Source organism: Rhizobium sp. P1_E6 (assembly GCF_056405875.1).
This window is the reverse complement of sequence record NZ_JBFUBG010000127.1, coordinates 1-13,028: the sequence shown is the minus strand read 5'-3', so window position 1 is coordinate 13,028 and position 13,028 is coordinate 1. Positions and strand designations below refer to the sequence as shown.

Below are 13,028 nucleotides of genomic sequence, written 5' to 3'. Positions count from 1 at the left end.
ACATCTTCCTTCAAGAAGATGACCGAGAGGATGGTAACGAAGGAGGGCAGCAGGAAGAGCAGGCAGAAGGCCTCCGCCATCGGAAGCTTGGTGAAAGTGATGATGGAGGCGATTGCGCCGGTTGCGCCGGCCGCAAAGCGCACCAGCCACAGCGGCCGGTTCGTGGTCCTGAAAATGTCGAGCCATGAATCGCGCGGTCCCTTGATGAAGGGGAGGGCGGCAAGGCTGAGGATAGCACCCGTGAAGGCGACCTGGAAGGAAGGAACCGTGCCGTGCAGGGCCTTGATGGATGCATCGCTGAAGGCAAAGACGGCATAGGCCGCAAATGCGACAAGGACGCCACGAAGCGTGGTGGAAGCGGCTGTCATTTATCCGAATCTTGTAAAAGGTGGGTCATTTCATCTACGTGATGAAATGCGGCCTATCAAAGGTCGATTGCGAATAGCTGCAATGCATGACCCGCGCATGACGCCGCCGAGAAGGCCCCAAAACCCGGCCCTTGCGCAGGGGCGCAATAGTTTCTATATCCGTCGCCCATGAAACCGGCGGCCGATCCCGCCGGACATGCAGGAAATCCGCCATATTCCGAAGGCAGGAAGGCGGATCGAAACAGCACAGAAATTTGGCAGCACCCGTGAACACACTGGATTTTGACAAGAAGCCGGAAGACACCCGTGTCGTCGTCGCCATGTCGGGCGGCGTTGACAGCTCCGTCGTGGCCGGGCTTCTCAAACGCCAGGGCTATGATGTGCTCGGCATTACGCTGCAGCTCTACGACCACGGTGCCGCCGTGCATCGCGCCGGCTCCTGCTGCGCGGGTCAGGATATCGACGATGCGCGCCGCGTCTGCGAGACGCTCGGCATTCCGCATTACGTCCTCGATTACGAGAAGCGTTTCCGCGAAACGGTCATCAATCCCTTTATGGAAAGCTATGTTGCCGGTGAGACGCCGATCCCCTGCGTCGCCTGCAACCAGACGGTCAAGTTTGCCGATCTTCTGGCAACCGCCAGGGAACTCGGCGCCGATGCGCTGGCGACCGGCCACTATATCCGCTCGCGCCAGAACCCGTCTTCCTGCAATCCCGGCCGTCGCGCGCTCTATCGCCCGGCCGACGCCGATCGCGACCAGAGCTATTTCCTCTTCGCCACGACCCAGGAGCAGATCGACTATCTGCGCTTCCCGCTCGGCGGCCTGCCGAAGGCGGAGACCCGCCGGCTGGCCGAAGAGATGGGCCTCGTCGTTGCCAAGAAGGCTGACAGCCAGGACATCTGTTTTGTGCCGCAGGGCAAATATTCCGACATCATCACCAAGCTGAAGCCGAATTCTGCCCTGGCTGGTGACATCGTGCATCTCGACGGCCGCCTCCTTGGTCAGCACGAGGGCATCTTGCACTATACGATCGGTCAGCGCCGCGGCATCGGCATCGCCACCGGTGAGCCGCTCTATGTCGTCTTTCTCGACGCCCGCTCGCGCCGCGTCATCGTCGGCCCCAAGGAAGCGCTGGAGACGCATCGCGTCTATCTGCGCGACGTCAACTGGCTGGGCGACGAGACGCTTCAGGTCGCAGCATCAGGCGAGGGTTTTGCCTGTTATGCCAAGGTGCGCTCCACCCGCGCACCGGCGCCTGCTGTGCTGCACATCGATGCGAGCGGTGTCTATGTCGACCTGACGGTCGGCGAAGCCGGTATTGCGCCCGGACAGGCCTGCGCGCTCTACTCGGCGCCGGGCGACGACGCCCGTGTTTATGGCGGCGGTTTCATCGAGCGCTCCGAGCGCGAGCCCGCAGCCGAAGTCTCCCTGAAGGCGCTTTTGAGCCAGCCGGTGGCCGTGTAAAATTCCCGGGAAAGGCTATGCGGCGGCACGGCCTTTTTCTCCATCATATGCTTGACACAAAGCCGCTACGCTCTTAATAAGCCGCTCATCCGACGGGCTGAGCGCTTCGCGAAAGGCTCGTTTGAACAGTGGCTGGGTAGCTCAGTTGGTGAGAGCGCAGGATTCATAACCCTGAGGTCGGCGGTTCAATTCCGCCCCCCGCTACCATTTTTCCCTAAAAGCAAAACAGTCGATGCGCATCAGTTGCGTAGTCGGTATAATTTTGACTGGACGCATCGTCACCGGGGATTCACGATGAAATATGCTGTTGTCGCAATACTTCTCCTCCTGGCAGCCGGCTGCAGCACGACAGCGACAGAAGACCAGCCCATACCGGGTAGCCTGACTTATGGCGGCAAGGTTATCCATTCGCCCTATAGGCCCGGCACTGTGATAAAGCACACGTTCCTTGGCGAATTCGGCTATCGGCAGTTCGAACGGTATGTTGTTCAGCCTGACGGGACGCTCAAGCTTGCCTCCCGCATTGAAAGCGAAGATTTCCTCTGGAACTGAAGAGTGGCGTCGACTTCACCTGAGATTGACCTGCGTCAAGGCGCGGGATTACGATTGCTGGTGAATTCCTTCCTCATTTTAATTTCGCCAGCAGAACGGATCTCCCATGTACAATCGCATATTGCTGCCCACCGACGGTTCGGAACTTGCCGCTCGGGGCGTCGACCATGGTCTGGCGCTTGCCAAGGCGCTCAAACTTCCCGTGACAGTCGTGAGCGTCATCGTGCCGCTGACCGGTTTTGCGCTTCAGGGGATCGTGCAGGCGGAAGCGATGGACAGTTATAACGAAGGCCGGCGGAAGGAGATCGAGGATCTGGAGCAGATCATCGCGGAAAAGGCGAAGCGCGCCGGTGTCGTTGCCGACTTCGTCAGCAAGGTGCATCTCTCGCCGGCCGCGGCCATTCTGGAAACGGCGGCAGAGCAAGGTTGCGGCCTGATCGTGATTTCTTCGCATGGCCGCCGTGGGATCTCGCGACTGATGCTTGGCAGCCAGACGTCCGAGGTACTTTCCGAGGCCGGTATTCCGGTCCTGGTGGTAAAGTAACAGCTTAGCTTTCGCTCAGTGCGGCGAGGGATGCCGTGCGCTCGCCGGCGTGATCTGCCGTCTTGATGGACACCGCTCCGCTTTCTTCGCGGCTGTCGTCGGCCTCGTCACGGCTGCCTGCCTCCGGCGTCATGTAGAAGGCGAGCATTTCCTCCAGGCGCGAGGAAGTGAGGCTGGCGGCGAAACCCTTCATGGTTTTCCTCGGCGGTGTTTTCCAGTTGCGGAATTTCATAACCCATGTTCCGGCAGGTCCGGAACATGTTCCGGAAGGTTGTCACCAACTTTCGAAGATCGGTATCGAAAGCGTCTCACTTCAGATTCGCTTCTCACGCTTTAAATCCTTGTTTCCGCATCTCGTAATCGCAAAACCGCTGCGCACTTTTGGGCGGCGTGCTTCAGTCGCTGACAAGTTCGATGCAGAATTGGATAAAGGCGTTGACCTTGGCCGGTACGTGATGCCGGGAGGGGTGGATGGCATAGAGCGGGAAAGTCTCGCCCGGCCAGTCCGAATAGAGTTCGACAAGGCGTCCCTCGGCAAGCAGGTCCTTGACGCTGAGGGCAAGTACCTGGGCGATGCCGGCGCCGGCAAGGCAGGCATCGAGCATGGTGCCGGGGTCGCTCATCAGCAGCGGTCCACGGGCGTCGAGCGGCACGATCTTCTTGCCTCTATGCAGTTCCCATTCGAAAGTCTGGCCTGTCAGCGGATCACGGAACTGGATGCAGGAGTGGCTGGCGATGTCGGCAGGTGTCTTCGGTGTGCCATGCTCTGCGAGATAGGCTGGGGTTGCGACCGTGAGAACGCGGGTCTCCATCAGCTTGCGGGCGATGCGCGAGGAACTCGGCTGGTGGCCGAAGCGGATGGCGATATCGATGCCGTCGGCGACGAGATCACTCATCAGGTCGCGGGTTATCAATTCGAGCTCAAGCGCCGGATAGCGGGTCATGAACTGTTTGAGATGCGGTGCCAGCACCATGCGGGAAAAAATCGGGTCGACATCGACGCGCAGGCGGCCGCGCACGGTTAGTGACGCGCCTGACGCAAGCGTGGCGGCTTCCTCGATGCCATCCAGATGCGGAGCGACCTGCGCATAGAAGCGGGCTCCCTCATCCGTCAGCCGCAGTGAGCGAGTGGTGCGGTCGAGCAGGCGCACGCCGACACGCGCTTCCAGCCTCGATATGGCGCGGCTGACGCCGGAGGCTGAAAGGCCGAGCGCATCGGCGGCTTTGACGAAGCTGCCGCTTTCGATGACCGCGGCAAGCGTGCTGACACCGGAAAGCAGGCGGCCGTCGAATGCCATGGATCACTCCTGATTTGGTGTCATGGATAATCGTTGGGAAGTGCGGCCTAGTCAACTACGCAGGCTCTGGTCGCTGCCCGCGTGGATCCAGAAAAGCGGTTCGATGGAACATCTTCCCGCCGATTTAGTTTCTCCCGCACAGATTGGAGGATCATGCGATGACCCAATATGGTGACGACAAGAAGACCCCGATCGTGGATGAGAACACCGGTATGCCGCTCGGGCAGGCATCCTATGAAGACGAGAAGGTGCTGGCCGATGAGCGGCGCAGCGTCTCGCTCTGGGGTGTACTTGCAGCCGGTATCCTGGTCATCCTGATCGCCGCGGCGAGCTTTGCCATCTGGCCGAGCACGACGACAGATCCGGCTTCGACTGCATCCACAAAGCCTGACGCGATCAATGTCCAGCCTTCCGGTCAGGGCACATTCGACAATAATCCGGCAACCGGCTCCATCAAACCGCCGGAAGCAACCGACCGAGATCCGACACCCGACGGCAGCGGCGGCGGCCCAACAGGCGTGACTACGCCAAGCGGGACGCAGAACGGACAGTGAGGGTGTAATCTAGCATCACGGCTGGGGAAGGGCCGCGCGTGACCGCGCGGCCCTTTTCATACGATGCGAACACCGTTCAGCCTGCTGGCCATTTCCAGTTGCGCACATCTGGCATGTCCTCGCCATATTCTCGGACATAGGCGTGATGCTCGACCAGCTTTGCCGTCAGGCTCTCCAGCACTTCAGGTACTTTCTCCTTCAGGCCCGGAACGCGCTCGATCGCCTCGATGGCGAGGTGGAAGCGGTCGAGTTCGTTGAGCACCGTCATGTCGAAGGGCGTGGTGGTCGTGCCCTCTTCGATGAAGCCGCGCACATGGATGTTGCGGTGGTTGGTGCGCTTATAGGTCAGCCGGTGGATGAGGTAGGGATAGCCGTGATAGGCGAAGATGACTGGCCTGTCCGGGGTGAAGATCGCGTCGAAGGCCTCGTCCGTCAGGCCATGCGGGTGCTGATCCTGCGATTGCAGGGCAAGCAGATCGACCACGTTGACGGTGCGGATCTTCAGCTCCGGAATATGCCGATGCAGCAGGTCGACGGCGGCGAGCGTTTCCATGGTCGGCACGTCGCCGGCGCAGGCCATGACGATATCGGGAGCGACCGTATCGTCCTCATGGCTTGCCCAGTTCCAGATGCCGATCCCGGTCTCGCAATGTTTCACCGCCTCGTCCATCGTCAGCCATTGCGGCTCCGGCTGTTTGCCGGCGACGATGACGTTGATGCGGTCGTAGGTCTTCAGGCAATGATCGCCGACCCAGAGCAGGGTATTGGCATCCGGCGGCAGGTAGATGCGGACGATATCCGCCTTCTTGTTGGCGACGAGATCGACGAAACCGGGGTCCTGATGCGAGAAGCCATTGTGGTCCTGGCGCCAGACATGCGAGGTCAGGAGATAGTTCAGGGACGATATCGGCTTCCGCCACTCCAGTTCGCGGGTGACCTTCAGCCACTTGGCATGCTGGTTGAACATGGAATCGATGATGTGAATGAAGGCCTCGTAGCATGAAAACAGGCCGTGTCGGCCGGTCAGCAGGTAGCCTTCCAACCATCCCTGGCAAAGATGTTCGCTCAGTACTTCCATGACGCGGCCGTCGCTGGCGAGGCCTACATCGTAGGGTTCGATCTTCTCCATCCAGACGCGATCGGTAATTTCAAAGACGCTGCCGAGACGGTTCGATTCCGTCTCGTCGGGGCCGAAAATACGAAAGTTCGCGTTGGCTTCGTTGAGCTTCATCGTGTCGCGCAGGTAATGGCCGAGGATTTCGGTGGATTGCACCATCTCCGCCCCCCGTTTTTCTACCTTTACCTCATAGGTGCGGATATCGGGCGCGATCAGCTCCTTGCGCAGCAGACCGCCATTGGCGTGCGGATTGGCACCCATACGGCGTTTGCCTGAGGGGGCCAGCGCCTGTAGTTCCGGCTTCAGCGTGCCCGAGGCATCGAAAAGGTCTTCGGGATCGTAACCGCGCATCCAGTCTTCGAGGATTTTCCGGTGTCCGTCGTTCTCCCGGCAATTGGAAACCGGCACCTGATGGGCGCGCCAGAAACCTTCGACCTTCTTGCCGTCCACTTCCTTCGGGCCAGTCCAGCCCTTGGGGCTGCGCAGCACGATCATCGGCCAGCGCGGGCAGGCCTGCGGCGCCGTGCCGTCGCGTGCCTCCTTCTGTATTGCCCGAATGCGGTCAAAGATCTTGTCGAAGGCGGCCGCCATCTGCTGATGCATCTTTGCCGGCTCGTGGCCTTCAACGAAGAAGGGCTCATAACCATAGCCTTCGAACAAATGCGTCAGATCTTCGTCGCTCGTCCGGCCGAGAATGGTTGGATTGGCAATCTTGTAGCCGTTGAGATGCAGGATCGGCAGCACGGCGCCGTCGCGGGCGGGGTTCAGGAACTTGTTGGAATGCCAGCTCGCAGCCAACGGACCGGTTTCGGCTTCGCCGTCGCCTATCACACAGGCAACGATCAGATCAGGATTGTCGAACGCTGCGCCATAGGCATGGACGAGCGCATAGCCGAGTTCACCGCCTTCGTGGATGGAGCCGGGGGTTTCCGGTGCTGCATGGCTCGGGATGCCGCCGGGGAAGGAGAACTGGCGGAAGAGCTTGCGCATGCCGTCCTCGGTCTCGGCGATGTCGGGATAGATCTCGCTGTAGATGCCTTCCAGGTAGGTATTGGCGACCATGCCCGGTCCGCCGTGGCCGGGACCGCACATATAGATGATGTCGAGATCGCGGGCGCGAATGATGCGGTTCAGATGCGCATAGATGAAGTTGAGGCCGGGTGTCGTGCCCCAATGGCCGAGCAGGCGAGGCTTGATATGTTCGGGTTTCAACGGCTGGCGCAGGAGGGGATTGGACAGGAGATAGATCTGTCCGACCGAGAGATAATTGGTTGCCCGCCAATAACGGTCGATGAGCGCGAGTTCCGCGTCGGAAAGAACTGCTGGAGTCGAGACATGCTTTTCCATGGATTTCTCCCGTTTAAACTTGTTCAACGTCAATTCTAGCTGATGGCGCCGGCATGCATTTGATCTGGATCAGCCCGAGCGAAGAATGGTGAGCGTCTCCTGCGCGATGATCTGTTCCTCGTCCGTGGCAATGACATGCGCCGTTATGCGGCTTGAAGGTGTCGTGATCGTGAAGCCGTTGGCAGCATTTGTTTTTTCCTCAACGGCAAGGCCGAGCCAGCCCAGGCGCTGAATGACTGCCGAGCGAATCTGCGGCTGGTGCTCGCCGATGCCGGCGGTGAAGACGACGGCGTCGAGCCCGCCGAGCGTCACCGACATCCGGCCGATCTCGCCAGCAATGCGCAGTGTAAAGAGGTCGAGCGCCTCTTGGGCTTCTGCGCGGCTATCCTCAAGAAGATCGCGGGTATCGGCATTGATGCCGGAGACGCCAAGCAGGCCGGAGCGATGGTAGAGTAGATCTTCCACCTGATCGGCGGACTGCTTCTTTTGCTGCAGCAGATGCAGGATCACGCCGGGATCGAGCCAGCCTGGCCTTGTTGCCATGGGAATGCCGTCAAGCGTGGAAAAGCCCATGCTGCAATCGCGACTGATGCCGTTTTCCAGAGCGCAGAGGCTTGCGCCGCTACCGAGATGGGCGGCGACGATTTTCGCTTTATTCGACAGCCTGCGGTTCACCTCGCCGGCGATGAATTTGTAGGAAAGGCCATGAAAGCCGTAGCGCTTGATGCCCTCGTCATGAAGTGCGCGGGGGATGGCGAAGCGGCGGACGAGATCGGCCTGTGTGGCGTGAAAGGCGGTATCGAAGGAAGCGGTCTGGGCAAGCTGTGGCTTCAGGTGTTTCAGGGCACGGATGAATCGAAGCGCCTGCGGCTGATGAAGGGGTGCGAGCGGCGTGAGCGCGTCGATCGCCGCGATTGCGACATCATCGAGCGTAGTTGCCGCGGTAAAACGGTCGCCTCCATGGACGACGCGGTGGCCGGCAGCGCGGACGGTCTCGATATCGAAGTGCTCCGAGAGAAGTTTGAACGTTTCGTCGATGACCGCGTGCAGATCGTCGGTAAGCCCGGCCTTCAGCGGCGTATCGAACGTTTGCGGACCTTCCGTCAGTTTGAAGGCGAGCGGTTCGGCGCGGAAGTCGATCACGCCCTTGCCGATGCGGCGCACCTTTGCATCCTCGATTGCGAAGATTCCGATCTTTACCGTCGACGAGCCGGCATTGAAGGTCAGGAGAAGGTCGGTCGACGGCATTTTACTTGATGCTCCCTGGCAGCGTGACGATGACGAACTTAGCGTCATCGTGCCCGGTGGGAAGTCTCTTGAATCCCGGCAGRCAATTTTTGGTYGCTGATTTCGGTCCCGGTTCCGGGATGGCGCGCGAATGGCCGCGTCATGAGAGCTTCACGCTAGGGATTTATTAACAAACGGCAATTTGCAAATGGAACAAGGAACTATGCCATGGCCGACATTGCCCCCAGCCATAGCGACGCTTCCCATCCGCTGCATCATTCGAACTCCGCCGGCAAATGGTTCCTGCCGGTGTTCGGGCTCGTTGTGGTCTGCGGTCTTGGATATGTCGGCTATGCCCTCGCCCGTGATCTGACTGCCGCAGTTGCCGTTCCCTGGCTGCTTCTCGGCCTTGCACTGCTGATCGCGCTTGGCTTCGAGTTCGTCAACGGTTTCCATGATACGGCCAATGCCGTGGCGACCGTTATCTATACGCGCTCCATGCCGGCGGAATTTGCCGTCATCTGGTCAGGCTTCTTCAATTTTCTCGGCGTCTTGACGTCGACGGGTGCCGTCGCCTTCGGCATCCTGGCCTTGTTGCCGGTCGAGCTCATCCTGCAGGTCGGCTCCGGCTCGGGCCTCGCCATGGTCTTCGCTCTATTGATCGCAGCGATCGTCTGGAACCTTGGTACCTGGTATCTCGGTCTGCCGTCATCGAGCTCGCATACGCTGGTCGGCTCGATCATCGGTGTCGGCCTCGCCAACCAGTTCCTGGCGCCAGCAGGTTCAGCCACCAGCGGCGTGGACTGGTCGCAGGCAACCAACATTGGCCTGTCGCTCTTGATCTCGCCAATCATCGGTTTCGGCCTTTCCGCCATTCTGCTCATCGTTATGAAGTTCCTGGTGCGCAAACCCGAGCTCTATCAGGAGCCGAAGGGAAATCAGCCGCCGCCGTTGTGGATCCGCGCCATCCTGATCTTCACCTGCACGGGCGTCAGCTTCGCCCACGGTTCGAACGACGGCCAGAAGGGCATGGGTCTCATCATGCTGATCCTGATCGGTCTGGTGCCGACCGCCTTCGCGCTGAACCGCACACCTGATGTCAATTACCTCGAAGCCTACAAGTCGGCTTCGGCACAGGTGGAAACCGCGCTCGGCAAATATGTGAAGCCGGGTATCACCGTCAGCGACTACAAGGCGGAAGTCAGCAATGCCGTCAAGAACAAGGTCTGGACGGATGCGACCACGCCGGCGTTGCAGCAGTATATTCACCAGACGAGCACTGAAGTTGCGGCTTTTCCGACGCTGGAGGCCGTTCCGACCAATCTTGTCAGTAACGTCCGCAACGATATCTACCTGATCGGCGAGGCCCTCAAGCTCATCGACAAGCAGAAGCTGCTGCCGATGGATGCCAGCGATCTCAAGGCCGTCACCGGCTATCATGCGGCGGTGGACAACGCCACGAAGTTCATTCCGTTGTGGGTGAAGGTCGCCGTCGCACTGGCGCTCGGCCTCGGCACCATGGTTGGCTGGAAGCGCATCGTCGTGACCGTCGGTGAGAAGATCGGCAAGACGCACCTGACCTACGGCCAGGGCGCTGCCGCGGAAGTCGTCGCCATGGTGACGATCGCCTCGGCAGACCATCTCGGCCTGCCGGTTTCGACCACGCATGTGCTGTCATCCGGTGTGGCAGGCACGATGGCTGCGAACGGATCGGGCCTGCAATGGTCCACCGTGCGCAACATGCTCATGGCCTGGGTGCTGACGCTGCCGGCCTCGATCGCGATCGCCTTCCTGCTGTTCGTGATCCTGCGGCAAGTCTTCTAGTTTAAAGCATTTCCGTTTTTCTTCGAAACACGGGAATGCTCTACCTCTTTGTTTCACGCAATTCCGGACGCAAGCCGGTTGGAATTGCTCTATTCAGGCCGTGGAGGCCAGATTGGCATTTTGACTTTCGACGAAGATGTCAGCCTCTGCGGCGGGCATCGCCTTGCCGAAGAGATAGCCTTGGCCGATGTCGCAGCCGAGCTGCAGCAGATAGGCCAGCTGGGMGTGCTCCTCGACGCCTTCTGCCGTCGTCTTGATATTGAGGCTTCTGCCGAGAGCGAGCATGGCGCGGACGATTTTTTCCTGCTTCTCGTCCTCCCGGCAGGTGGCGATGAAACTCTTGTCGATCTTGATCTTGTCGAAACGGTAGCGGGCGAGCTGAGCGAGGCTCGAATAGCCCGTGCCGAAATCATCGAGTGCAATCTGTATGCCGGCCTCATGCAACTCATCGAGAATATGGGCGGCGATCGCCGGGTCCTGGATCAGCGCGTTTTCGGTGATTTCCACTTCCAGCCGCTTTGCCGGCAGACGGCTTGCGGTCAGCACTTTAAGGATGCGGGAAGCAAGCAGCCTGTCTTCCATCTGCACCGGCGACACGTTGAAGGAAAGCCTGACATGATCCGGCCAGGCCAGCGCATCGTAACATGCCTGGGTGAGCAGATTTTCGAACAGTTCGGTGATCATGCCGGTTTCTTCGGCAATGCTGATGAAAACCGGGGGAGGGATGTTCGTGCCGTCGTCGTCGGTCCAGCGAGCAAGCGCCTCGAAGCCGCAGAGCCTGCCGCTTCTGAGATCAATCAGCGGCTGGTAATAGGTTTTGATCGCCTTCTTCTGAATGGCGCCGCGCAGCTTGGTCTCCAGTGATGCGCGCTCTGTTACCTTGTTCTGCATCGACGGTTCGAAGGTCAGTTTATGATTGGGACCGCGCGATTTCGCCTCGTACATGGCAAGGTCGGCGCGGTGAGCGGCATCCTCCAACGGCTCGGCGCCTTCGCTCCAGCGGTCGTAACCCACGCTTGCGCCGACCTCGACGGCAAAGCCGTCGATCAGTATGGGGCGCGTGACCGCCTGGATGAGCACCTTGGCAAACCATTCCTCCCGCGCCGCGGTCATACCGAGGGCGATGATGATGAATTCATCTCCGCCGAAACGGTAGACGCAATCGGCATTGCCCAGCGCGCAGATGCGCTTGGCCACTTCCACCAGCAGAACGTCGCCGCCCTTGTGGCCAACGAGGTCGTTGACTTTCTTGAAGCCGTCGAGATCGACGGAGAAGATCGTGACGTTGCTCCTGACCTCTTCGGGAATATTGCCTTCCTTATCGGCGGGCTTGGGCAGGATTTTGCGTTCGAAAGCGTAGCGATTCGGAAGCTTGGTCAGATGATCGTGGGTGGCGGTCCAGTCGGCGCGCGCCTGGGCGGCGTCGCGAAGCTGCATCTCTTTACGAAGGTCGGCAATGCGTAACACGGAATAGATGAAACTCATCGCGCCGGCGATGCCGAGGGCCAGCACGAATTTATCGGCGCCGTAATTCTCGAAGTTGCTCATGAAGGAAACGAGCCAGCTATCGACATCCAGCAGGGCGCCTGAAATCCAGAGCGCTGCACCGAGCGCCATGATCGTCAGACATTGCCTTCCCGCCCTGCTTCTGAAGAATTCCGGCATCAGCTTCTCCATCTCCACCCGGGGCGGAAATATCATGAAAGTCTGAAATGTTTATTGAAACCTGAAGGCGAATTGTTGGAGACAATGCCACGCATTCGTTAGCACTTTCATCGCTACGCCTACCCCTTTCGTGCTGCGCAGCATTTTCATAGCGTACGGAGCGCCGAATTTTACCGGCGATTTGAAACCTTTGGCCGCTTTCCGCTTTATGCTTTCGCAACGGGTGCAGGGCAGATGTCTCTCTTCTATTTCAAGACCATAGACAATGACGGCACGGCTCCGGGCGATCTGCCGTTCGAATTTCCCGACCTTTTCGCCGCCGTGGAAGAGGCAAAGCATGTACTGGCCGAAATGGCGCTCGACGGTTTGCCGCAACAGCCGGGCGGATCGCTGGGCATAGAAGTGCAGAACGGGGACCGCTCTCCGATCGTGCGGCTGCGGCTGGAGCTGAAAGTAGATTACATCCGGCCGTCCTAAATCGGAACCAATGCTGCGCTCAAGCCGTTTTCCGAGACCATTCACGAGAGAGGACAATCTCATGCAACTTGTCGGCACCCAGGTCATTCCCGCCTATGGCGCTAAAGGCGGTTTTACGGTCGAGTTTGTGGGCGACGGTGGCGAAGTCGTCTCCGTGCAGATCAAGAACGATCGCGGTCAGCAATTGAACCGGCTGAACGCGGTGGAAAAGGCGAGGGAAGTGATGAGCCGCTTCGCCACGGCGCCAATCCGCGAGGATGATAACGAGCAACCAACGGGGTTGCGGAATGCTCGTTCGCGAGGTGACGAGGAGGCGATGGAAGAACAACTGGACGAGGGACTGGAAGGCACTTTCCCCGCCAGCGATCCGGTCTCGATTACCAACACCGCAATACCAAAGGGCCGCAAACACTGATCCCCTTTCACGGCCGCTATGCCTGAAAGCGCCCTGCGATCATYGGCTTGATCGCAGGGCGTTTTTCCGTCACTGGTGCTTTAACCGCTGTTCAGAGATCGTTTTTCATGCCCTCCTCAAATGCTTCCTTCGTGCGTTCCGCKCTGATCATGCTGGCGCTCGGCGTGCTGATCC

Annotated in this window: 12 protein-coding genes, 1 tRNA gene and 1 pseudogene; 8 read left to right on the top strand and 6 right to left on the bottom strand. The window is 59.6% G+C overall.

Features of this window, described 5'->3' with window-relative positions; translation table 11 throughout:
• Positions 1 to 368: pseudogene (locus AC1D35_RS32425) on the bottom strand (EamA/RhaT family transporter); the annotation flags it as partial.
• Between the two features lie 266 nt (positions 369 to 634).
• Here AC1D35_RS32425 and mnmA point away from each other — a divergent pair.
• From mnmA to AC1D35_RS32405, 4 genes are all read left to right on the top strand, one after another.
• A complete protein-coding gene (gene mnmA / locus AC1D35_RS32420) occupies positions 635 to 1,834 on the top strand; it encodes a tRNA 2-thiouridine(34) synthase MnmA (RefSeq protein WP_113309324.1) in 1,200 nt (399 codons plus the stop codon).
• A 130-nt stretch (positions 1,835 to 1,964) separates the two neighbouring features.
• Positions 1,965 to 2,041: transfer RNA gene (locus tag AC1D35_RS32415), tRNA-Met, on the top strand.
• An 87-nt stretch (positions 2,042 to 2,128) separates the two neighbouring features.
• Complete coding sequence (locus tag AC1D35_RS32410; protein WP_113295414.1) at positions 2,129 to 2,386, top strand: hypothetical protein; 258 nt, start codon at positions 2,129 to 2,131, stop codon at positions 2,384 to 2,386.
• A gap of 106 nt (positions 2,387 to 2,492) precedes the next feature.
• A complete protein-coding gene (locus AC1D35_RS32405) occupies positions 2,493 to 2,930 on the top strand; it encodes a universal stress protein (protein ID WP_113295415.1) in 438 nt (145 codons plus the stop codon).
• A gap of 4 nt (positions 2,931 to 2,934) precedes the next feature.
• Here AC1D35_RS32405 and AC1D35_RS32400 read toward each other — a convergent pair whose 3' ends face one another.
• Both AC1D35_RS32400 and AC1D35_RS32395 read right to left on the bottom strand, forming a co-directional pair.
• Complete coding sequence (locus AC1D35_RS32400; protein ID WP_162747018.1) at positions 2,935 to 3,123, bottom strand: hypothetical protein; 189 nt, start codon at positions 3,121 to 3,123, stop codon at positions 2,935 to 2,937.
• A 202-nt stretch (positions 3,124 to 3,325) separates the two neighbouring features.
• Complete coding sequence (locus tag AC1D35_RS32395; protein ID WP_113309327.1) at positions 3,326 to 4,228, bottom strand: LysR family transcriptional regulator; 903 nt, start codon at positions 4,226 to 4,228, stop codon at positions 3,326 to 3,328.
• Between the two features lie 158 nt (positions 4,229 to 4,386).
• On the opposite strand from AC1D35_RS32395, the gene AC1D35_RS32390 reads away from it, so the two are divergent.
• Complete coding sequence (locus AC1D35_RS32390) at positions 4,387 to 4,782, top strand: hypothetical protein (RefSeq protein ID WP_477832595.1); 396 nt, start codon at positions 4,387 to 4,389, stop codon at positions 4,780 to 4,782.
• Between the two features lie 76 nt (positions 4,783 to 4,858).
• Here the strand turns inward: AC1D35_RS32390 and AC1D35_RS32385 are convergent, their stop codons facing one another.
• Together AC1D35_RS32385 and AC1D35_RS32380 are read right to left on the bottom strand one after the other, a co-directional pair.
• Complete coding sequence (locus AC1D35_RS32385; protein WP_113309329.1) at positions 4,859 to 7,246, bottom strand: phosphoketolase family protein; 2,388 nt, start codon at positions 7,244 to 7,246, stop codon at positions 4,859 to 4,861.
• A 69-nt stretch (positions 7,247 to 7,315) separates the two neighbouring features.
• The gene (locus AC1D35_RS32380) at positions 7,316 to 8,494 is read right to left on the bottom strand and encodes an acetate/propionate family kinase (protein WP_113309333.1); all 1,179 of its coding nucleotides are present in this window, start codon (positions 8,492 to 8,494) and stop codon (positions 7,316 to 7,318) included.
• A gap of 207 nt (positions 8,495 to 8,701) precedes the next feature.
• Here AC1D35_RS32380 and AC1D35_RS32375 point away from each other — a divergent pair, with 207 nt between their 5' ends.
• On the top strand, positions 8,702 to 10,297 hold the full coding sequence (locus tag AC1D35_RS32375) for an inorganic phosphate transporter (RefSeq protein WP_113295420.1): 1,596 nt from the start codon (positions 8,702 to 8,704) through the stop codon (positions 10,295 to 10,297).
• Positions 10,298 to 10,390: 93 nt separating this feature from the next.
• Here AC1D35_RS32375 and AC1D35_RS32370 read toward each other — a convergent pair whose 3' ends face one another.
• Positions 10,391 to 11,962, bottom strand: coding sequence for a putative bifunctional diguanylate cyclase/phosphodiesterase (locus AC1D35_RS32370; RefSeq protein WP_477941931.1), 1,572 nt, complete (start codon positions 11,960 to 11,962; stop codon positions 10,391 to 10,393).
• A gap of 234 nt (positions 11,963 to 12,196) precedes the next feature.
• Between AC1D35_RS32370 and AC1D35_RS32365 the strand changes: the two genes are divergently transcribed.
• Together AC1D35_RS32365 and AC1D35_RS32360 are read left to right on the top strand one after the other, a co-directional pair.
• A complete protein-coding gene (locus AC1D35_RS32365; protein WP_113295422.1) occupies positions 12,197 to 12,439 on the top strand; it encodes a DUF6894 family protein in 243 nt (80 codons plus the stop codon).
• A gap of 61 nt (positions 12,440 to 12,500) precedes the next feature.
• On the top strand, positions 12,501 to 12,854 hold the full coding sequence (locus tag AC1D35_RS32360; RefSeq protein WP_113309340.1) for a hypothetical protein: 354 nt from the start codon (positions 12,501 to 12,503) through the stop codon (positions 12,852 to 12,854).
• Positions 12,855 to 13,028 lie beyond the last annotated feature (174 nt).

Coding starts and splice junctions, on each gene's coding strand:
- AC1D35_RS32375 (WP_113295420.1), top strand. CDS start 8,702: ATGGCCGACATTGCCCCCAGCCATAGCGACGCTTCCCATCCGCTGCAT.
- AC1D35_RS32390 (WP_477832595.1), top strand. CDS start 4,387: ATGACCCAATATGGTGACGACAAGAAGACCCCGATCGTGGATGAGAAC.
- AC1D35_RS32410 (WP_113295414.1), top strand. CDS start 2,129: ATGAAATATGCTGTTGTCGCAATACTTCTCCTCCTGGCAGCCGGCTGC.
- AC1D35_RS32365 (WP_113295422.1), top strand. CDS start 12,197: ATGTCTCTCTTCTATTTCAAGACCATAGACAATGACGGCACGGCTCCG.
- AC1D35_RS32400 (WP_162747018.1), bottom strand. CDS start 3,123: ATGAAGGGTTTCGCCGCCAGCCTCACTTCCTCGCGCCTGGAGGAAATG.
- AC1D35_RS32385 (WP_113309329.1), bottom strand. CDS start 7,246: ATGGAAAAGCATGTCTCGACTCCAGCAGTTCTTTCCGACGCGGAACTC.
- AC1D35_RS32405 (WP_113295415.1), top strand. CDS start 2,493: ATGTACAATCGCATATTGCTGCCCACCGACGGTTCGGAACTTGCCGCT.
- AC1D35_RS32360 (WP_113309340.1), top strand. CDS start 12,501: ATGCAACTTGTCGGCACCCAGGTCATTCCCGCCTATGGCGCTAAAGGC.
- AC1D35_RS32395 (WP_113309327.1), bottom strand. CDS start 4,228: ATGGCATTCGACGGCCGCCTGCTTTCCGGTGTCAGCACGCTTGCCGCG.
- AC1D35_RS32380 (WP_113309333.1), bottom strand. CDS start 8,494: ATGCCGTCGACCGACCTTCTCCTGACCTTCAATGCCGGCTCGTCGACG.